The organism is Paenibacillus sp. (assembly GCF_048976745.1).
Lineage (GTDB): Bacteria > Bacillota > Bacilli > Paenibacillales > Paenibacillaceae > Paenibacillus.
This window is the reverse complement of record NZ_JBHGUU010000016.1, coordinates 39,701-60,465: the sequence shown is the minus strand read 5'-3', so window position 1 is coordinate 60,465 and position 20,765 is coordinate 39,701. Positions and strand designations below refer to the sequence as shown.

Genomic DNA, 20,765 nt, shown 5'->3' with positions numbered 1-20,765 from the left:
TTTGAAGTTTATCTCTTTGCTTTGCCTTTGAAAAACGCTACGCTTCCACTGGACGGGTCACTCAGACCCACCAGCATTATTTCCTCCGTAGACCCGAAGAAGCATATAACATGGCATCACACATGTCTGCCGTCCGCCGAATCGGCTTCACATCATGAACCCGAACCATCTGGCAGCCTTGGGCAATGCCAAATGCAACGGTCGCAGCGGTTCCTTCCAGGGCATCATCCGCAGTGACATCCAGGGTGTTCTGGATGAATCTTTTGCGTGAAGTGGCTAGCAGAACCGGATAACCCATTTCATTGAGCAGACCGAGCGATGACATGAGCTTCAGGTTCTCAGCGAGATCCTTCACAAAACCAATGCCCGGGTCCAGGATAATCTGATCTGCTTTCACGCCGGCTGCCAGTGCAATTTGAATGCTCTGATGCAAATCGCTCATCACATCACTCAAATAATCGGTATAGTCTCGCTCCTGCCGATTATGCATCAGAATGATGGGACACCCCAGCTCTGCTGCCGTGCGGGCCATATCTGGATCTGCCTTGGCACCCCACACATCATTAATGATATGGGCACCTGCCAGAATAGCCTGACGTGCAACATCGGCCTTATACGTGTCTACCGATATCGGAATATGCGGCGCTTGCTGATGCAATGCTTCAATGACCGGAATGATTCGGCTAAGTTCTTCATCGGCGCCCACGACATCTGAACCTGGACGTGTGGACTCTCCGCCGATATCAATCAGGTCCGCCCCGTCCTCCATCATCTGTTTGGCATGGGCAACTGCCCGCTCCACGTTGGTGTAACGCCCACCATCCGAGAACGAGTCAGGTGTGACGTTAAGAATGCCCATAATCTGTGTTCTTGCCCCCAGCTTCAACTCAGCTGGCCCCCATGCATAGTTCCGTTCATAGATGACAGGTTTAAGTGTCATGAAGTATACCCCGCTTTCTCCCGGTACATACCCAGAAGGCCTGCTGTAACCGGGCCTATATGTCCGTTACTGATTATCGTTTCGGCACCGTCCTGATCCCGCAGAGTCGTAACCGGAACCAGTTCGGCCACCGAGCCAGTTAGAAATATTTCATCTGCTTGCAGGAGGTCCTGCCAAGCAGCTAACGTTTCTATGCAGGGAATTCCTTGCTGCGTCGCGATCTCAAGTACCACAGCTCTAGTGATGCCCGGCAGAATGCCGGTTGAGAGCGCTGGCGTGTAGAGCACATTTTCCCGTACCCAAAATACATTGCTGACAATACCCTCAGCGACATGCCCATCACGGGTTAATTGTAGCCCTTCTGCACCCTGCACATACTGCCCATACCCGTTCAGCTCTCGTTTAGCCAGAATGCTGTTCATGTAATGCAGTGACTTGAACCGGATTTCACCCTCGGGTGTGTTGCGTGGCGTAGACAACCGTTGAAGCATTTTGCCACTTTCATATAAAGAGGGAGAGGGCTCAGGTAATGCTTTTGCCAGTACAATATGATTGGGCTTCGAATAATCACCAGAAGGTAAACCTAGCGGCGCTTCACCCGCGGATACCGTATATCGCACGTACGCCTCCAGAAGTCCGTTCGCCTGCATCAGACGTTCAATCCAATCTGTCACCTCTGCTACGGTCGTTGTAAAAGGAATGCCCAGTTCTTCACACCCCGAAGCCATGCGCTCCAGATGCCGTTCCAAAAGATATGGGACACCCCGATAGGTCCGAAACGTCTCGAACAATCCAAGTCCGTACAAAAAGCCGTGATCCGTTACAGGAACCACGGCTGCCGCCATATTAACCAACTCTCCGTTTATCGCGGCATATTGCATATTATACCTTCACCTGTTGGGACAGGAAGTTGCGAAGCATCTGATGTCCGTGGTCTGTAATAATGGATTCCGGGTGAAATTGCACACCTTCAATCGCATATTCTTTATGGCGCAGACCCATAATTTCACCTTCAGCCGTCTCAGCTGTAATCTCCAGACAATCCGGCAGGCTGCTGCGCTCTACAATGAGGGAGTGATAACGGGTAGCTGTAAATGGAGATGGCAATCCGGCAAATACCGATGTCCCATTGTGGTACATCTCGGATGTTTTACCGTGCATCATGCGCTCCGCACGAATAACATTGCCCCCAAACGCTTGTCCAATGGATTGATGTCCCAGACACACCCCAAAGATCGGAATGCTTCCCTTAAAATGCTCGATGACTGCCAGGCTAATGCCAGCTTCATTGGGTGTACAAGGACCTGGAGAGATCAGAATATGATCAGGTGCCAGTGCCTCTATGCCTGCCAAATCAATCTCGTCGTTGCGGCGAACTTCCACCGTCTCACCCAGTTCACCTAGATATTGAACCAGGTTGTACGTGAAGGAATCGTAATTATCGATAACCAGTATCATATGCCTGCTCCTCCTCATCTTCCGTCAATGCTAATGACGGTTGCTTCGTTTTATTTTAGTTTAACAGCTTCCGTTCGTTTCGAATGTTCTTGTTCAATAGCTCTGCTTGCTTCCGCCTCTTCGCTGTAATTCACAGCTCTCATCATCGCTCTTGCCTTGTTGCGGCATTCCTTGTATTCCCGATATGGATCGGAATCAATGACAATCCCTGCACCAGCCTGTACATAACCAATACTATCCTTAATGGCAAGTGTACGAATGACGATGTTTAATTCCATATTTCCGCTATAGTCCATCCAACCGATGGAACCCGTATAAGGCCCACGCCGCACAGGCTCAAGTTCCTCGATAATCTCCATGGTGCGGACTTTGGGCGCTCCGGTAATCGTTCCACCCGGGAAGGTCGCAGCAATCACATCAAATACGGATAACCCTTCTGCCAGTCTGCCTTCCACTTGGGAGACGAGATGCATGACATGGGAATACTTCTCGATGGTCATCAATTCAGGCACATGAACCGAACCGTAGGCTGCAATCCGTCCGATATCATTACGTTCCAGATCAACAAGCATAATATGCTCCGCACGTTCCTTCTCACTACCCAGCAATTCATCAGCCATAGCCTTGTCCTCTGCCTCATCACGGCCCCTTCTTCGGGTACCTGCGATGGGACGTGCACTGACTTTGCCATTCTCCACTTTGACCAGAAGTTCAGGAGATCCGCTTACCAGTTGAAAGTCTGGACTACGCAGTATACCCATATACGGTGATGGATTCACGAGGCGCAGCCATTCATAAATATGCTCAGCGCTCGAGTGAAGCCGCTTTTCCTGTCTCAAGGACAGATTCACCTGGAACACATCGCCCTGCCTGATATATTCCTGTACCGTACGTACTGCCTGTTCAAAGTCCTCCTGTGGGAAAGCGGTTTCCCACCCGTCGGTTTCCCTTTCCGCATCTTCCGGTTGCGGTGTGCGATTGACCTGCTTGTTACGGCGTTCCAGTGCCTGCTGTTGTTCCTCGGCCTGTGCAAACCCCATGATATGAAGCCATCGTTGCTTCATCGCTGTCGCTCGTGCTTCGGCCACTGCATATAGACCACGGATATCGGTTTCGTTCTGATCAGACTTTATAGCCAGATGGACCATGCAGAAAAGGGCTTGCTGCTGATGGTCGTACGCCCATATTTCTTCAAAACGCATCCACCAATAATCCGGCAAAGCGGGGTTATCTTCAGCTAAGACTGGAAGCTTCTCCAACGATCTCGCTACATCATAGCTGAGATAACCTGCGTATCCACCCCCAAAGTCTGGAGCCCCAGTAACTTTGGGTGCCCGATAAGGAGCCGTCCATCTTTTCAAAACATCAAGCGGCTTGCCGCTGTCCGTCGAGGTGGTTCCTTCCGCTACATCACGAATAACCGCTTCTTGTCCCTTACCGGAAATAACGGATACGGGATCTAGCCCCAGAAATGTATATCTGCCGCCCTTGCCATTTTCCAACACCATTGCGTATGGTGACGCCTGCTCCCAGGCTGCCTCCCACGATAACGGTAAACCGCCATGATACGGCCCCTCATCCGACTTCGTGATATAGGGCATCATGGTCCAGCCTTGTTCAGCCCACTCCATCCAGTCGGCGTATGTTGTCATCAGGTGTGTCATTGCGGTGTACCGCCCTCCATCTGTCGCTAGTTCTATTGTCTGATAGTATACTAAAGCGTCGCTCCTTTTAAAAGCATTACGCCAAAAATCCTCCATACCCGTTATGCGGGCAAGGAGGATTGGTTTTGTCATTTGTAGGCTTAAGCTTCGAAGTTGTAAAGCGGTGTGCTAAGGTAACGTTCGCCGTTACTCGGCACGATTACAACAACACGTTTGCCCGCACCCAATTGTTTCGCAACCTGAAGACCGGCACGAATCGCTGCACCGGAGGAGATACCGGACAGAATCCCCTCTTCTTTTGCTACTTGGCGAGCGGTCTCAAAGGCATCATCATTCTCAATGTGAATAATCTCATCATAGATTTCCTGATCGAGAATCTCAGGGATAAAGTTGGCACCAATTCCTTGAATTTTATGAGGTCCTGGTTTGCCACCTGCAAGAATTGGCGAAGCTGCTGGCTCAACTGCAACAATTTTAATACCAGGGAAAGCTTCTTTCAGCACTTCACCTGTACCTGTAATTGTTCCGCCTGTACCAATTCCCGCAACGAAAGCATCCAACGTACCGCCCACAGACTGGATTGCGTCAACAATCTCAGGGCCAGTCGTTTCACGGTGGATCTTCACGTTGGCTTTATTTTTAAATTGCTCAGCCATGAAATAGGATGGGTTTTCTTTCAGCAGTTCTTCGGCTTTTTTAACAGCACCATTCATACCTTCAGCTCCAGGTGTAAGCACAAGCTCAGCACCATACGCACGAAGCAAGTTGCGACGTTCCAAGCTCATCGTCTCAGGCATTACAATAACGGACTTGTATCCTTTGGCTGCAGCCACCATCGCGAGTCCAATTCCCGTGTTACCACTGGTTGCTTCGATAATGGTATCACCTGGTTTCAACTTGCCTTCTTTTTCCGCTTCTTCCACAATGCTAATTGCGATACGGTCTTTTACGCTTGAACCCGGATTCTGGTACTCCAGCTTCACGAATACTTCAGCACTGCCTTCAGGTACGATACGGTTCAGACGAACAAGCGGAGTACCTCCGATGAGTTCTGTTACGTTATTAACTACTTTAGCCATATGAATGCCCTCCTTAGTGGATGAATAATACTTGAGTCCTGTTAATCTATACTGTGTGGCCGATAGCCTCTGGGATGTTATAGAAGAACTGCGGAAATCCTGTTGCTCCCATCCCTTACTGCTAAGATTTCCAGACAGGATGAAGGTTTCCGAAAGTTTCTTTGTTCAGAAGTACATCTTTTATATCCGAGTAAACGAGTAGGTATTTATTATTTTCATCTTATCAACGATAACTCTTATTGTCAATATGAGTACTCAAAAAAAATACGCTGCCTTCGGCTCTAAGACCGTAGACAGCGTATTTTTATCAAGATGCAGCAGTACAAGACAATCTTTTCATTGCATTCAGGAGGCAGGAATCTCGGACAGGATCACAGCTTCATACTTGTTACGCAACATTTGCTCCACCTGTGGCAACGGATCAGCCTGACTCAGAGCCAGCTGCATTCGAATCTCCTCACGGACCTCTTCAGCCGATTGTACCTGTTGTTCTTCTTTATCATTGAGTCTGATAATGGCATAGCCCTCTTCCACTCGAACTGGACCACCGATATTACCTACATCCAAACCGGCAGCGAGTTGAAGAATTTCTTCTGACTGGAATGGATCATTCCGTTCAATCCAGCCCAGCCTCCCACCAGCATCACGAGAGAAGCTGTCTGTCGATTGCCTGCGAGCCGCTTCTTCAAAGTCCTCCCCCTTCTCCAACGCATCCAGTAAGGAATCGGCTTCCTCTTCTTCCTTCACTATGATGATGGACAAGTCATATTTCTCGGGGGAAACGTAATCTTCACGGTGTTCAGTCCAGTATTGCTCAATATCTGCATCCTTGATCTGTATACCAATCGTAGCGATTTTCTCAAGCAGCAGCCTGTAGCCGGCTTCCAATTCAAGTTCCTGTTTCGACAGGCCCAATTGGGACTTCATTTCGTCAAAATACGATTTCTCTGAATCGTACCCCTCCATCGCAGTAGCCAGTTCTCTTGCAATCTCCTGAGGAGTGACAATCAGCTTGCGTTCAATTGCTTCGGCATATACCGCTTTACGGTTTAACATCTGGAGTAATAACTCACTGCCGTAACGTCGTTTCAGCGCATCGGTCCACTCTTTATCCGTGATCACTTCTCCGTTGATCGTTGCTACGGTGCTTCCTTCTTCCGTATTGGCATCATGGGATGTATCTGCCTCGTCTTTGCCCTGTTTGAGACCATGCATAGCCATCACCGTACCCATGACCAACATGCCCAGCGTCAAGACAATTACAGCCGTCCACAACCCTTTTTCCTGTCTTGTCATTCCGCATCCCGTCCCCGCATAGATCAGTTCTTGGCTTGCTCTAGGATGGTCTCAAGTTGTTCTTTGTTAAAGTCATAGGCTTCATTACAGAATTGGCAAATTACTTCAGCTTGACCCTCTTCTTCAATTAATTGCTCCATCTCCGTTTGACCCAGGCTGATTAGTGTCTTCTCTACCCGCTCACGTGAACACTCACAGCTAAAATGAATATCCAATCCTTCCATCACTTGTACATCTGGCAACAATCGGCGAAGCAACTCTTCCAATTCAAGCCCCTGCTCCAGCAACGTCGTCACTGGCGGCAACGTACTAATGGCGTTTTCGATCGCCGTGATCTCTTGATCTGTCAATCCGGGCAACAGCTGCATAATGAATCCGCCTGCGACAATAACCGAATTATCGGTATCAACGAGCACACCAACGCCTACAGCAGAAGGTGTTTGCTCCGATTGAGCAAAGTAGTACGTGAAGTCTTCGCCCAGTTCTCCTGAAATAATGGGCACACTGCCACGATATGGCTCTTTCAGTCCCAGATCCTTCGTTATGTTAATGAAACCTTCCGTTCCAACCGCGCCGGCAACGTCCAGTTTTCCCACACTATTACTTGGCAGATGTACATGCGGATTAGAAACGTATCCTCGTACTTCGCCTTTGGCATTGGCATCAGCTACAATCTGTCCAATTGGCCCATCACCGTTGACTTGTACCGTTAACTTCTCTTCACCTTTGAGCATTGCACCCATAATGGCTGCTGTTGTAACTGTACGCCCCATGGCAGCTGTAGCCGTGGGAAACGTATCATGTCTTCTGCGTAGTTCCTCAACCAGTTCCGTAGTCTGGACAGCAAAGGCTCTTACCTTTCCATTCATTGCTGTACCACGAATTAACCGGTCATGCTTGTTGTTGTTTTCCAAGTCATTCAGCCTCCTTTGGCGTATCGCCATAATCGTTTTAACACAGAAAAAACGGCACAACACTTAAGCTGTAATCTCAGCCCGCTGTATGCCGTCTCTATGCTCACCTTTCCCGGTTCCGCTCATATATAATACGCAGCCCTTCAAGCGTAAGCAGCGGATCAACTTCCTGTATACTACGGGTTTCTTCTGCAATAAGTGTAGCCAGACCACCCGTCGCGATAACTCGGGGCTTCGCTCCCATCTCCTCGCGAATACGCTCTACAATACCATCTACCTGTCCTGCATAGCCAAATATAATACCTGCTTGCATGGCATGAATAGTATTACGGCCAATGACCTTTTTGGGTTTCTCCAGCTCTATACGAGGCAACTTGGATGCCCGCTCATAGAGCGCTTCAGTGGCGATCTGAATGCCAGGTACAATAGCTCCCCCCAGGTAGTGACCTTTCTCGTCAATACAGTCAAAGGTCGTTGCGGTACCGAAATCAACCACGACGAGAGGGCCCCCATATTTCTCAACGGCTGCCACTGCATTAACAATACGATCTGCACCCACTTCACGAGGGTTCTCGTATCGCAGGTTCAAGCCAGTTTTGATACCAGGTCCAACGAGCAAAGCTTTTTTGCCTACATATTTCTCACACATCGCTTCGATTACATTCACCAGTGGCGGAACCACAGATGAGATGATGACACCTTCGATGTCACTTGCCCTGATGCCGGACATATGAAATAAATTATAAATCAATACGCCGTATTCATCCACTGTTGACTGACGTGATGTACTCAGACGAAAGTGGTGCAGCAATTCCCGGCCTTGATATACGCCGAGCACCATATTGCTGTTCCCCACGTCTACAACTAGAATCAAAGAGGTTCACCCCTCTTTCTTTTCATTTAAATCCAGGCTGATATCCAGGCTCTCAAAGGAATAGGTTAACCTGCCAACCGAAATTACATCCACACCACTCTCAGCAATACCACGAATGGTCTGGAGGGATACGTTACCGGATGCTTCAACCTTCACATGAGGAGCCTGTTCACGAATAAGCTCAACTGCTTCACGCATCCGCTCTGGATGCATGTTATCCAGCATAATGATATCTGCCCCGGCTTGCAAGGCTTCTCTCACCTGCTCCAGATTTTCAGTCTCCACTTCAATTGTCATCGTATGTGGGATAACGGTTCGTGCACGCTGTACCGCCTCGGTGATTCCGCCTGCACCCTTGATATGGTTATCCTTAATCATAACGGCATCGTACAGTCCAAATCGATGATTCGCTCCGCCACCTACACGCACTGCGTATTTCTCAAGTAATCGGTGACCCGGCGTTGTCTTACGTGTATCTACAAGCCTGGTCTCAAGACCATCCAGCACATCCACGTAGGCACGCGTACGTGTAGCAATTCCGGACATACGTTGCAGCAAGTTAAGTGCCAGTCGTTCCCCCGTAAGCAGTGAATGTGTACTTCCCTCTACTTCGGCCAAAATCGTGCCATGGGTAACCTTGTCTCCATCGGTTACCTTTGGTGTAAATACAAGATCAGGATCAACGACCTGAAATACAAGCTCAGCCACGGTCATGCCTGCAATAATACCATTGTCTTTGGCGTGTATAATAGCCTTGGACTGGTTGCCTGCAGGGATCGTCACACTCGTTGTAACGTCCCCTGCACCAACATCTTCACGAAGCCAGTTTTTGATTGATTCGATAAGCCCTTCATTATATCCGTTCAGTATCATGACATCAATTCCTCCACAATCGCTTGTTCTCGCTGCTGCAGACTATGCTTCTGCCACACGATATCATCACGTGCCGGAAAATCCTCACGGTAGTGAGCCCCCCGACTCTCCTCGCGGTGTAATGCTCCGCTGGTAACTAACCAGGCACAGGTCAGAAGGTTGGCATACTCCAGCTCTTCCTTATGCGTGAGTGTCTGATCAAAATATTGCAATTCCTGTTGCAGCTTGTCCATGGCCTTCTGCAGGTCCTCACCATTCCGGCGCAAGCCTACCTGACGAACCATCATTTTCTGTAATCGTAAGCGTCTTTCGGATACCGGCTTTTGCTCTTCCATAAGCTTTTTGATCTTGCTATTCACGTCCACAGATGAAGGCGCAGTCCCTCTTACTTGTAATGAACCAAGCGGTGGAAGAGATTGAATACGATCAACAATTCTCCGGCCAAATACAATCGCTTCAGACAAGGAGTTGCTTGCCAGACGGTTAGCTCCATGCACTCCTGTAGAAGACACCTCGCCACAAGCAAATAATCGGGAGATGCTGCTCTCTCCACTTAGATCCGTTTTCACACCACCCATCATGTAATGGGCAGCAGGTGCAACGGGAATCCAGTCCGTTGTCATGTCTAATCCATAACGCATACAAGTCTCATATATGGTAGGGAACCGATGCTTGATCATCTCTGGCTGTTCATGTGTAATGTCCAGATACACAAAGGTACTGTTGGTGGACTCCATCTCACTAACAATCGCTCGTGCCACGATATCCCGTGGGGCCAGTTCAAGCTGGGCATGATAACGATCCATGAAGCGCTCACCCTTCACATTGCGCAAATATGCTCCTTCGCCGCGTACGGCTTCTGATACAAGGAAACGCGGGGCCCCCGGGTAACATAGAGAGGTGGGGTGGAATTGGATAAATTCCATGTCACGAACAATAGCCCCAGCCCGATAAGCCATGGCTACACCATCGGCAGTAGCTACATCCGGATTCGTCGTGTATCGGTACAGTTGTCCTGCCCCACCAGAGCAAAGAACGGTTGCCTGTGCCTTCACAAACACTTGCGATCCGTCATCCTTCTGAACCAGAGCACCAATGCATTCCCCTCGATCTGTAATCAGGTCAACAACAAAGTGCTCATCCCATACTTCAATCCCGGGATGCTCATTCACTTCTACAGCAAGTGCTCGTACAATCTCATATCCCGTTGCATCCCCGTTGGCATGCAAAATACGGCGGTGGCTATGCGCACCTTCCTGCGTCAATGCCAACTCGCCGTTCTCCAGATCAAATAAAGTACCCAAACGAATGAGTTCCTTCACTCCGTCCGGACCCTCATTCACCAATACCTCTACCGCCTCGGAGCGGCATAAGCCCGCTCCTGCAACAAGTGTGTCCTGCAAATGGTAAGCAGGTGAATCATCCTCAGCAATAACCGCAGCGATTCCTCCCTGCGCATATCTGGTGTTACTTTCAAGTAATGACTTCTTCGTGATCATTAATACACGTTGTTGTTCACTTGCCTTAATGGCAGTAAACAAACCGGCAATCCCGGAGCCTATAACCAGTACATCCGTCTCTACCATGGGTAGCGCAGACAGATCAAAATCAACTAAATATTGCGGTATCATGTTATTCACCTGTCTTGGAGCAAGAGTAGCGCATCCTATTTTACCAACAACATGCGCTCTAGTGATTCTCTGGCTTTGTCGGCAACAGCCGGTGGCACGTAGATTTGCGGCTTCATCGTTTCCAGGCATTTCACCAGTTTCTTCAAGTTGTTCACCTTCATGTTGGGACATACGAGGAACTTAGTCGCAAAATGGAACTGTTTATCCGGACTATCCAGACGAAGCTGATATCCTGTACCATCTTCGGTACCTACGATAAATTCCTTCGCTGATGAATTCTTGCAATACTCCAGAATGGCTGTTGTACTGCCTACGAAATCACCCATTTCTACAACCTCAGGGCGACACTCTGGATGGACAACAAACTCTGCATTTGGATGTTTGGCTCTCATCTCCACCACATCTTTGACTGTGAGCATATCATGCGTGTTGCAGTACCCTTCCCAGATAATCATTTTCTTATCTGTATGCTGCTGCACATAATGTCCCAGGTTTTTATCAGGTACCCAGATAATTTCATCGGAATCCACAGATTGAATAACCCGAACTGCATTCGCTGAAGTACAACAGATGTCAGTCTCTGCTTTGATCTCAGCCGAGGAATTGATATAAGTAACCACCTTGGCGTTAGGGTGTTGTGCTTTCAATCTGCGTAGTCCATCCACGTTCACCATATCTGCCATCGGGCAGCCCGCACGCTCATCCGGAATAATAACTGTTTTGTTCGGCGCCAGTATTTTAGCGCTTTCACCCATAAAATGAACACCACAGAAAACAATCACATCAGCATCGGTTTGTGCTGCCTTCTGGGCTAACAGAAATGAATCTCCACGGAAGTCAGCAACCTCCTGTACCTCGTCACGTTGGTAATAATGGGCAAGAATAATGGCATTACGTTCCTTCTTCAGTTCCATCAGCCGCTCACGTAGCTCGCGGTTCATCTCAGCCTTGCGCTCTAAAGCCAGAGCTTCCACCTGTGATCCTCTCCTTTATCGGGACAGCGTCATCGCTGTTTCGTAGGGCTAACCTAAGTCGTTAACTTCGCTTGAGAAACGAATCACAAGCGGTTTAACAACTAATTTACACAACGTTCACGACTCTGTCAATAAATGAAAAAGGCCCAGTACAGCGCCTTAACCACCTGTTTGCTAACTGGTTCGCCATCTAACTCCCGTTTATCTTTATCTATCCTCTTTTAAAATAATGGACAAAAAAAGAGAGCCCGAGGGCTCTCCTGATTTCATCTGCTATCCTAGCCAGGTGAATTATGCATTAAGACGTTGGCTTTGTTCCGCCATCATCCGGGTTATTGTTATTACCCTTTTCCAGATTCGGAGCTTCGTTTGGAATATCTCCGGCTGGTGGTTCAGGCGTTTCATCTTTACCTTGAATACGAACACGCACATCGCCGATGTTGTCGATGATTGGCTCTCCGCCTTCAGTTGGTGTGCCTTCACCATCATTGTCATTCTCTGCTTTTGGAGTCAAAGAACCTGTTTCGATCAATTGCTTGATCTGATCCATTTCCAAAGTCTCTACCTCAAGCAAAGTTTGAGCGATCAGGTGCATCTCTTTTGAATGTTTAACAAGCAAGTCCTTACACTTCTCATAACAGTCATTGATAAAGCGTTGCATTTCCTGATCAATCTCGTACGCAATGGAATCCGAGTAATTCTGTTCATGACCGATATCCCGACCAAGGAATACCTGTCCTTGTGAACTTCCGAATTGCATAGGTCCCAATTTCTCACTCATACCGTATTCCATAACCATGCTACGAACAATACCTGTCGCTTGCTGGAAGTCACTGTATGCACCAGTGCCAATTTCTCCGATGAACAATTCTTCAGCTACACGACCTCCGAGAAGTCCGGTTACCTTATCCAACAGTTCCTGCTTGGTAACCAGCATACGGTCTTCTTTTGGCAACATGATTACATATCCACCCGCACGTCCGCGCGGAATAATGGTCACTTTATGTACCATATCAGCATGTTCGAGGAAGTATCCTACAATGGTATGACCTGCTTCGTGATAAGCAACGATTCGTTTCTCGCGATCACTGATGACACGGCTTTTCTTCTCCGTACCAACGATGACACGGTCAATCGCTTCGTCAACTTCCTTCATGGAAATATCTTTACGGTTACGACGCGCTGCAAGCAATGCCGCTTCGTTCAAGAGATTCTCCAAATCCGCACCAGAGAAACCTGTTGTACGCTTCGCGATAATATCCATTTTCACATCTTTGGTCAGTGGTTTATTACGGGAATGTACTTTTAAGACAGCTTCACGACCTCTTACATCAGGGCGGTCAACCGTAATTTGACGGTCAAAACGTCCTGGACGAAGCAAGGCAGGGTCCAAAATATCTGCACGGTTCGTTGCAGCTACGATGATAATACCTTCGTTAGCTCCGAAACCGTCCATTTCAACGAGCAACTGGTTGAGTGTTTGCTCACGCTCATCGTGACCACCACCAAGACCGGCACCACGCTGACGTCCTACAGCATCAATCTCATCGATAAAGATAATACATGGCGCATTTTTCTTCGCATTTTCAAACAAATCACGTACACGTGATGCACCGACACCGACAAACATTTCAACGAAGTCGGAACCTGAAATACTGAAGAATGGTACACCCGCTTCACCGGCTACGGCACGAGCGAGCAACGTTTTACCGGTACCTGGAGGACCTACGAGCAATACACCCTTAGGAATCCGTGCACCTACTGCTGCGAATTTACGAGGATCCTTGAGGAAGTCTACAACCTCAACAAGTTCCTGTTTCTCTTCGTCAGCACCCGCAACATCTTCAAAAGTAACCCGCTTCTTCTCTTCGTTATAGAGACGAGCACGGCTTTTACCAAAGTTCATTACTTTACCGCCGCCGCCTTGAGCCTGATTAAACAGGAAGAAGAACAGCAGGAACATAATGATCAAAGGGATAAAGGAAGTCAGCAACGTCAACCAGATGCTGTCACCTTTCATTGGCTCCTGATGATATTGGAAATTGTTAGTTTCACTTGCAGCTACAAGCTCACTAATTGCCTCATCCGTAGGAGGAATATACGTTGAGAAATTTTCTGATTTGGCGCCATCAGGTGCCTTCTTGTATTGACCGGTCACGAGATACGTCTGACCGTTGAATTGAACCGTCAATTCAGAGACATTGTTGGCTTTGATCGCTGCACGCAACTGATCATATCTAGGATTATCGGTGGCTTCGCCGCCATTGCTGACGAACTGGACTATCCCCACCACAACTAAAAAAAGAATCAAATAAAAACCAGAATTCCGGATGAACCGATTCATCCCCTACCTCCTCTCGAGACACTTTAATTATTTTAACATAGCCCGACATGGCTTCTCAACAGAAGCCAAGAACAGCTCAAGGCTTGGGTCGGGCAGGATATTAGCTACTATAGACTTCCGGCTTCAAAATCCCGATATAGGGCAGGTTCCGGTACTTCTCCGCAAAATCCAAACCGTAACCAACGATGAACGCGTCAGGAATGTCAAAGCCTGTGTAATGAGCTTCCAACTCAACTTTACGGCCTGAAGGCTTGTCGAACAGCGTAACCACACGCACCGATTCGGCACCGCGGTTTTCTAACAGTTCAATCAGATAGCTGAGTGTAAGTCCGCTGTCGATAATATCTTCGACAATGAGAACTTCCCGTCCTTCAACGGATACATCCAGATCCTTAATAATTTTGACAACACCTGATGACTTGGTGGAAGCCCCGTAACTGGATACCGCCATAAAATCCATTTCAACAGGTACCGTTATGTTTTTAACCAAATCAGCCATAAATATAAACGCACCCTTGAGCACACAAATGACCAAAGGATTGCGGTCTGCATATTCGGCACTTAGTGTTGCGCCTAATTCCTTGACTTTACTCTGAATTTCTTCTTCACTGATCAATACTTCCTGAATGTCGTTCTGCAACTGTGCGAACCTCCTAAGTTATACTATGAAAGCCTTACCTGAACCATAACCACTACCCCTGAATCGCTGAATCGCCTACAGTCATGTACAGGATTGCGGAAGTGCCCTCCCTGACAGGAGCCACACTGGACCGTCGAACACCCGGTAACCAGATGATATGACCTGCTCCATCACATACCACAGGAATACGTGGACGGACAGATGGGGGGATTTTCTCATCGATGAAAATATTTTTCACCTTTTTGCTTCCGTTTAATCCCATTACTTTCATGGTATCTCCAGGTAACCGTGAACGCACAACCAGCGGCATAAGCAGTTGATCCGCATCAAACGCGGCTTGATCCGCCGATTCCGGTACATGATAGTCCTCGGGACTCACCGTCATCAACCGAATATACCGGTTAATTGGGGTGAGTGAAAGCTCATAAGTTCCACTCCATTGCGCAAGACGATACTCGTAAGATTGATCCTGTACGTCCGTCCGTATGCCAAAAGAAATCAGATTATACTCCCGGGTGCAGGCGAGTGTCTGTCCTATATCCAGGCTCCAGGTCGTCACATGGGTCTCCATGACCTTGCGTCGAATGGTTTCTATACGGGTAAAGTCGACAAAATCACTGTCCAAAGGCAGATAATTCAATATTAGTTTAATCAACCTTCGTTGTAAAGCGACATGTAACTTCAAGAAGGAAGGCACCTCAAAGGTTTGCCTTCCGCCGTTCACCTGCACTAGACACCTGTATGTGTCATATGCACTCTGCTCCATGAAATCGTCTTCATCACCCACAATTTCGGCAAGCCTATTCAATGACGGCGTGAGTTGTCCATTATACTGCCCCAAAAAAGGAAGCACATCCAAGCGAATGGCATTACGCCGATATTTACGCAGGGTGTTGCTTGCATCATTGAAATACATAAAACCTTGGGTATTACAAGCTTCTACAAGGTCTGTCTTGTTTATACGAAGGCATGGACGAATAAGTTCCACATTTTTTTCTCGCCTTTTAAACTTCATTCCTGAGAGTCCCGACAACCCGGTTCCACGAAGCAAATGAAGCATGACCGTCTCCGCCTGATCATCCGCATGATGTGCCAAAGCGATGCTTGCCGCATTATATTTGGTCGCTACTTCGTGCAGAAAGGCATATCGCTTGTTGCGGGCTGCCTCCTGTGGTCCTTGACCCGTCAGCTCCATATATGAAGGAACATCGGCCTTGGTCCATTCAAATGCAACCCCAAGCTGCTGTGCCAGTTCCATCATTTTCTCCGCTTCATCATCCGATTCGGTCCGGAAACCATGGTGCACATGAGCACAGATCAATTCAAGCGGGACATGCCGCTTGCTGATCTCATGCATGATATGCAAAAAAGCCACCGAGTCCGGCCCGCCCGATACTGCGACGATAATCCGATCCCCGGGAACCCATAACTGATGCTCTTCCGCTGCATCCAGCACGTTTTTCACCAGCATGTTCCAGCGTAAAGCCTCCATACCTGTTCCTCATTCCTTGCGTTATGTATATGCACTCTCACAGATCAGAAACGTAGTGCATAGATGAGCACCCCAATAAGTAATATCACAGATACAGCGAATGCGTTCTTAAGCCAGCGCGGGGTTGTACTTTTGGAACGACGACGAAGAGGCGTGGGGCGTGCCATCATTTCCTTCCATCCTTGTGCCGCATGACCTGCATCCCGAAACTGACCTCGTAAGGCCTGAATCGTCCAATGGCGAAAAGGACCCAGGCGTTCACTGCGCTCCACCAGCGCTACGAGCTGATTCACACTTCGCAGTTGCGGTAAGCCTTCTGCTGCCAGTGCCTTAAGCGCGTCTGCTTCAAGTACATGAATCAACAATAATGCAAATGCAAATACATCATAGGTACCATCTGCTGTACGGCTGCCTGCATTCCAGAAGCCTCGATCATACCATTCGGTGAACTGTTTGACGCTTCGACCAATAGACGTAACTCCGCCGTAGTCGATCAATTCCACCTGCCCATAATCGGATACCAGCACATTCTGAGGTTTGAGATCACCAAACACCCATCCCGCCTGATGCAATTGTGCCAGCTTCTGCAAGAGTCTAAGTCCCACCAGAAGTGTCCAGTCTGTCCCCTGACGCCGAATGAAGTGATGAAGAGCCTCACCTCTAACGTAACGCATCACATAAAAGGGAATATCCCGGCCACGAACGGCATAATCATCCACATCTTTAAGATAGGAAGGAATGCCGCTCTGCCGAAGGGCTTCATGATTACGCTGTAGTTGAAAAGATTTGAGCACATTGACTTCCGATTGCAGATCTACCGGATCAAATCCCATTTTTAGCGCGTAGTGTTTGCCATTTTCACCCCGTTGGACAAGAAAAACGATGCCATTGGCTCCTTTGCCCAGTAGCTTCCGAATCGTGTAACGACTGCGATTCCATTTCCCTGTAACCACTGTTCCTGGCGGGAAAGAGGCGTCAGACAACGTTGTCACCGAGCATCCCTTCTCTTTCAATGCGATAGTTCCCTTCTATTTCCTGCTGTCCCTCCAGTGTACCATAACGGTAAAAATCAATCACCTTCTGAATTGCAGGACCTGTCGGTGTTGCACCCTTCATCTGCAACCTTCCAAACAGGGACCGAACACGGCCCGGATCCGTTGTCCAGTCAATATCCATTACCGCATCTTCTCCACTGTGTCGTCCCGGAAAATGAAATACGGAAAGCTTGCTCTGACCTACACGCGCCTGCAAACTCAACATCAGATCGCGAATGCCTTCTTCAACCGCTGCCAGTTTGGGCTTCATGCTGGCACTGACATCAATCAGCAATATAACCTGTAACGCTGTAGTTTCAGCCATATCATCCATCACTTCCACGACCTGGGCACGTTGTGCAGGCTCCAGATCGGTTACCGTTTTGGGCCCCTTCTCTCCCAAAATTTGTGTTAACTCTCTATTAACCGCCTGCTGGATTGTCTGAACCACCGTTTTCCTTGTCATCATCTGCATGGTATGGGCAAGCTGCCGTGTACCTACAATTTGGCTGATTCCACCTCCGGCTCTGGCAATATCCTCAATCTCCCGACTGCCCAACTCACCAATGGTTCCATAATCAATCACACCAACCACATTAACCGTAATCCCCTCTTCCTGTGCTTCGGCCGCTGCCAGCACCGGACTTGGTCCTACATTGGAACAACCGTCGGTGATCAATAAGATTTGCTTCATCCGATATCCCTCCGTTATTCGTTACTCTCCAACTCTATGACTAGCATTGCCAGAATGAAGAGACTTCAAACAGAAGAATATGCAATTAGCTGACGGTCCTCGGACGCTCCATCCGGTTGATGCCAGGCACACGCAGTGTGGCCCATTCAGGACGGAAGTGCTCTACTTTTCCAACAACAACGGTCATATCATCCAAAATTTCATGCTGCTGATATCTTATAACACTCTCCAGCAGACAATCGGCCAAATCTTGCGGATCATCTGTATCAATCTCCTGAATGAGCCGTTTCATCCATAGCTCTTTGTTCACCGCATACCCCGGTGCATCATAGATACCATCCGTCATCATAATGAGAATATCCCCAGGTTGAAGCTGTACCGTCACCAAATCTACTTCGATATCCTTGATAATACCGATTGGCAAATTGCTGGCGGAGACTTGAATAACCTCCTGTCCGCGTTTGATAAAACTTGGCGTCGATCCGATTTTCATAAACGTGGTCTCTGCCGTATATTCATCAATCAGCGCCATATCCACTGTGGCATACATCTCTTCAGGGGAGCGTAACATCAGAACGGAGTTCACGGATTTGATCGCCAGTTTCTCGTCCATGCCGGACTGCAGCAACTGTTCCAGTATGTTCAGCGCCGCGCTGCTCTCCATGCGTGCCCGTTCTCCATTGCCCATTCCATCACTGAGCGCCACCGCAAATGTACCGTTGCCTAACTCAACTGTACTGAAGCTGTCGCCTGACATCACATCTCCCCCTTTTGCGGCGGCAGCAACACCCGTGGTGACCTCGAACGTCTTGGCTGAACCAAACGTAACGGTCGCCAGTCCCTGGCGAGGGTCCGTCATAGTCTCATGCAAGACGGCGATATGCTCGTCCAATACATCCGAGATCAGCGGAGCAATCATTTTCCGGCACTCATCGAATCCCCGTGTATATGCATGTACAATCTCAATCTCTACATTGCCCGCTTCCAGATTGATGATCTCGATAGAGTGAATGGACAGGCCCAGTGACTCCAGTGCATCTCGAATCTGCTCCTCCTGTTGCACCATCTCCTCACTTTCCCGCTGAATTTCTTTGGCCAGGTCCTCCATGACCTGCGATACACCGGACAATTGCTCAGCAACCAACTGTCTGCTATCGATAATCTGGCGTTTCCACTGCATGTTATGTTGATGCAACCCATACTGGGCACGCATGACTTCAAGAACTTCTTCCGGTTTCGCACATACCCTGTTCCAGTCCACTGGAATTTGCTTGCCTGAGATCTCCGGATTTCCTTCAATGGTACTCATCACGTCGGTCATATATTTGTAGGTTTGAATAAACTTTGCATCCCAGCATTGCGTACGCTTGAAGCAACTTGCACATGTGCCTTCGGCAACCGCATTCATGAAATGATCCATTCCACCTTCTTTCTGTACCGGCTCCCCCGCACCGGACATCTGATCGAAGCTGCGTGACAATTGACGGAATACCTGCGAGAACCGGGTTACCCGTTCTGCCGTAATATCCCTTATCCGTTTGGCATACTCATGCTGGGATTTCGTATGATCCTGCGTACCCGGTACATATTTGGATATCGCCGTCAGCAGGCTCTTAGGTGTCAACATGAATAGTACGATAGCTGCACACGTCTCCCATAATGAGTTCATAACATCGCCCGGTCCTCCCAGATATATGGATAGAATGGACGAACCCAGCAGCATGCCCAGTGCAACCGCCGCACGTTTGCCCTCTCGAAGCATACCGGCCAGCATCCCGGCAAAAGCGAGCAGGCTCATCTGATACACCGCTGACATGTCAGCCAGACTCAGAATCAAGCCGGTAATGACCCCAACCGAGGCTCCAAGGGGGGCTCCGCCCACCAGCGCAAAGATTAGTATGAGGTAACGGGAGAGCATATGCTCGACGGACAAGGACTGAACGGTCCACCCTACAGCTCCCGTCATCACGGAAGCGAGTAATATGATCAGGCAGAGGATCTCCTCGTTCTTTAGGCTGAATTTTTTTTTGCGGTAGGTGAAGATCGGTATGGCTTGTATAAAAACAAGGGTGAGCACGAAGCTTAGTACCGAATCCATCGTGAGCATCAGCATAGCGTACCAGCTGAAGGATGGCCCGATCACAACGGCGAATAATTTGACCATAAATGTAGTCGTAAACACCATCGTCGGCGCATAAGATAATTCAGCACGATCATACGACTCCAGCCCACGGAAGAGCAGATAAAAGATGGCGATCTCCGATGCAACAATGAGTGGTACGGGAAATGGTGCAAAGAGACTGCCTGCGAGTAGAGCGGCGCCAACGGGAATGATGTAATCCCTGCGCATGAAAGCAATTACGGCAAAGTAAGCAATGGCAAAGGGAGATAACTCATTCAGGATCATCGCCTTTCCGAGCAGAAATCCCATAAACGTGAGCAGCAGTACCCATTTGCGGGAAGCAACCATTTGGACAGCCTTGCGGGAGCCAAGCCAATGTTTCAGACGTACCGACAGCTCCTCCCGAGCTTCTGTACCTCCTTTACCTGCTTTCATTCCCGGAAATTGAATGACATTCCACTTTTCCATCATCCTCAAGGCACCCCATTCGATTAATTTGAATTTTCGTGTTTCGTTCTCGATGGTTCTGATTATAGATAGATTAGAAGACGTAGTTTGTCAGAATAGGTGGGCAGGGTTCAAAAAGTTTACGACAAAAGAAACGAGCCTGGCGCGGTGGAGCGAAACCCCCGGCCTTATTGTGGTTTCATTCATTCTGTTACTTGATTCCGACAATCGGAATGTCTGATTTTGAACCGGCGATGGTTAAGTCTCGCCATCATTTGAGCAGGATAAC

Annotated in this window: 17 protein-coding genes; all 17 read right to left on the bottom strand. The window is 48.5% G+C overall.

Annotation, left to right across the window (positions count from 1 at the left end):
- Positions 1-76: 76 nt before the first annotated feature.
- The gene (gene folP / locus ACE3K2_RS22205; protein WP_421895131.1) at positions 77-940 is read right to left on the bottom strand and encodes a dihydropteroate synthase; all 864 of its coding nucleotides are present in this window, start codon (positions 938-940) and stop codon (positions 77-79) included.
- Positions 937-1,821 carry an aminotransferase class IV gene (locus tag ACE3K2_RS22200; RefSeq protein ID WP_421895128.1) on the bottom strand — a complete coding sequence of 295 codons (885 nt, stop codon included), beginning with the start codon at positions 1,819-1,821 and terminating at the stop codon, positions 937-939. Before ACE3K2_RS22200 ends, folP begins: the two co-directional genes overlap by 4 nt.
- Position 1,822: 1 nt before the next feature.
- Positions 1,823-2,398 carry an aminodeoxychorismate/anthranilate synthase component II gene (pabA, locus tag ACE3K2_RS22195; protein WP_421895125.1) on the bottom strand — a complete coding sequence of 192 codons (576 nt, stop codon included), beginning with the start codon at positions 2,396-2,398 and terminating at the stop codon, positions 1,823-1,825.
- Between the two features lie 50 nt (positions 2,399-2,448).
- Complete coding sequence (locus tag ACE3K2_RS22190; RefSeq protein ID WP_421895122.1) at positions 2,449-4,062, bottom strand: anthranilate synthase component I family protein; 1,614 nt, start codon at positions 4,060-4,062, stop codon at positions 2,449-2,451.
- Positions 4,063-4,202: 140 nt separating this feature from the next.
- Positions 4,203-5,141 carry a cysteine synthase A gene (cysK, locus tag ACE3K2_RS22185; protein ID WP_421895119.1) on the bottom strand — a complete coding sequence of 313 codons (939 nt, stop codon included), beginning with the start codon at positions 5,139-5,141 and terminating at the stop codon, positions 4,203-4,205.
- Positions 5,142-5,486: 345 nt separating this feature from the next.
- On the bottom strand, positions 5,487-6,437 hold the full coding sequence (locus ACE3K2_RS22180) for a peptidyl-prolyl cis-trans isomerase (RefSeq protein WP_421895116.1): 951 nt from the start codon (positions 6,435-6,437) through the stop codon (positions 5,487-5,489).
- Between the two features lie 23 nt (positions 6,438-6,460).
- Positions 6,461-7,381, bottom strand: coding sequence for an Hsp33 family molecular chaperone HslO (gene hslO / locus ACE3K2_RS22175; protein WP_421895113.1), 921 nt, complete (start codon positions 7,379-7,381; stop codon positions 6,461-6,463).
- A 73-nt stretch (positions 7,382-7,454) separates the two neighbouring features.
- Positions 7,455-8,225, bottom strand: a complete 771-nt coding sequence (locus ACE3K2_RS22170; protein WP_421895110.1) for a type III pantothenate kinase — start codon at positions 8,223-8,225, stop codon at positions 7,455-7,457.
- Positions 8,226-8,231: 6 nt separating this feature from the next.
- A complete protein-coding gene (gene nadC / locus ACE3K2_RS22165) occupies positions 8,232-9,098 on the bottom strand; it encodes a carboxylating nicotinate-nucleotide diphosphorylase (protein ID WP_253428914.1) in 867 nt (288 codons plus the stop codon).
- The gene (gene nadB, locus ACE3K2_RS22160) at positions 9,095-10,729 is read right to left on the bottom strand and encodes an L-aspartate oxidase (protein ID WP_421895106.1); all 1,635 of its coding nucleotides are present in this window, start codon (positions 10,727-10,729) and stop codon (positions 9,095-9,097) included. The genes nadC and nadB overlap by 4 nt, the downstream gene beginning before the upstream one ends.
- Positions 10,730-10,764: 35 nt before the next feature.
- A complete protein-coding gene (nadA, locus tag ACE3K2_RS22155) occupies positions 10,765-11,703 on the bottom strand; it encodes a quinolinate synthase NadA (protein WP_253428910.1) in 939 nt (312 codons plus the stop codon).
- Between the two features lie 298 nt (positions 11,704-12,001).
- Entirely contained in the window at positions 12,002-14,047 is a 2,046-nt protein-coding gene (ftsH, locus tag ACE3K2_RS22150) for an ATP-dependent zinc metalloprotease FtsH (RefSeq protein WP_091039119.1), read from the bottom strand.
- A 100-nt stretch (positions 14,048-14,147) separates the two neighbouring features.
- Entirely contained in the window at positions 14,148-14,687 is a 540-nt protein-coding gene (gene hpt / locus ACE3K2_RS22145; protein ID WP_278297458.1) for a hypoxanthine phosphoribosyltransferase, read from the bottom strand.
- A gap of 52 nt (positions 14,688-14,739) precedes the next feature.
- Positions 14,740-16,179, bottom strand: a complete 1,440-nt coding sequence (gene tilS, locus ACE3K2_RS22140) for a tRNA lysidine(34) synthetase TilS (protein WP_421895101.1) — start codon at positions 16,177-16,179, stop codon at positions 14,740-14,742.
- A 44-nt stretch (positions 16,180-16,223) separates the two neighbouring features.
- Complete coding sequence (locus ACE3K2_RS22135) at positions 16,224-17,171, bottom strand: serine/threonine protein kinase (protein ID WP_421895098.1); 948 nt, start codon at positions 17,169-17,171, stop codon at positions 16,224-16,226.
- The gene (locus ACE3K2_RS22130; protein ID WP_421895095.1) at positions 17,155-17,907 is read right to left on the bottom strand and encodes a VWA domain-containing protein; all 753 of its coding nucleotides are present in this window, start codon (positions 17,905-17,907) and stop codon (positions 17,155-17,157) included. The genes ACE3K2_RS22135 and ACE3K2_RS22130 overlap by 17 nt, the downstream gene beginning before the upstream one ends.
- Before the next feature lie 85 nt (positions 17,908-17,992).
- Positions 17,993-20,500 carry a stage II sporulation protein E gene (gene spoIIE / locus ACE3K2_RS22125; protein ID WP_421895092.1) on the bottom strand — a complete coding sequence of 836 codons (2,508 nt, stop codon included), beginning with the start codon at positions 20,498-20,500 and terminating at the stop codon, positions 17,993-17,995.
- Between the last annotated feature and the right edge of the window lie 265 nt (positions 20,501-20,765).

Bases quoted from the DNA above. Each gene is read 5' to 3' on its own strand.
- folP (WP_421895131.1), bottom strand. From the start codon at position 940: ATGACACTTAAACCTGTCATCTATGAACGGAACTATGCATGGGGGCCA.
- ACE3K2_RS22200 (WP_421895128.1), bottom strand. From the start codon at position 1,821: ATGCAATATGCCGCGATAAACGGAGAGTTGGTTAATATGGCGGCAGCC.
- pabA (WP_421895125.1), bottom strand. From the start codon at position 2,398: ATGATACTGGTTATCGATAATTACGATTCCTTCACGTACAACCTGGTT.
- ACE3K2_RS22190 (WP_421895122.1), bottom strand. From the start codon at position 4,062: ATGACACACCTGATGACAACATACGCCGACTGGATGGAGTGGGCTGAA.
- cysK (WP_421895119.1), bottom strand. From the start codon at position 5,141: ATGGCTAAAGTAGTTAATAACGTAACAGAACTCATCGGAGGTACTCCG.
- ACE3K2_RS22180 (WP_421895116.1), bottom strand. From the start codon at position 6,437: ATGACAAGACAGGAAAAAGGGTTGTGGACGGCTGTAATTGTCTTGACG.
- hslO (WP_421895113.1), bottom strand. From the start codon at position 7,381: ATGGCGATACGCCAAAGGAGGCTGAATGACTTGGAAAACAACAACAAG.
- nadC (WP_253428914.1), bottom strand. From the start codon at position 9,098: ATGATACTGAACGGATATAATGAAGGGCTTATCGAATCAATCAAAAAC.
- nadB (WP_421895106.1), bottom strand. From the start codon at position 10,729: ATGATACCGCAATATTTAGTTGATTTTGATCTGTCTGCGCTACCCATG.
- ftsH (WP_091039119.1), bottom strand. From the start codon at position 14,047: ATGAATCGGTTCATCCGGAATTCTGGTTTTTATTTGATTCTTTTTTTA.
- tilS (WP_421895101.1), bottom strand. From the start codon at position 16,179: ATGGAGGCTTTACGCTGGAACATGCTGGTGAAAAACGTGCTGGATGCA.
- ACE3K2_RS22130 (WP_421895095.1), bottom strand. From the start codon at position 17,907: ATGAAGCAAATCTTATTGATCACCGACGGTTGTTCCAATGTAGGACCA.
- spoIIE (WP_421895092.1), bottom strand. From the start codon at position 20,500: ATGATGGAAAAGTGGAATGTCATTCAATTTCCGGGAATGAAAGCAGGT.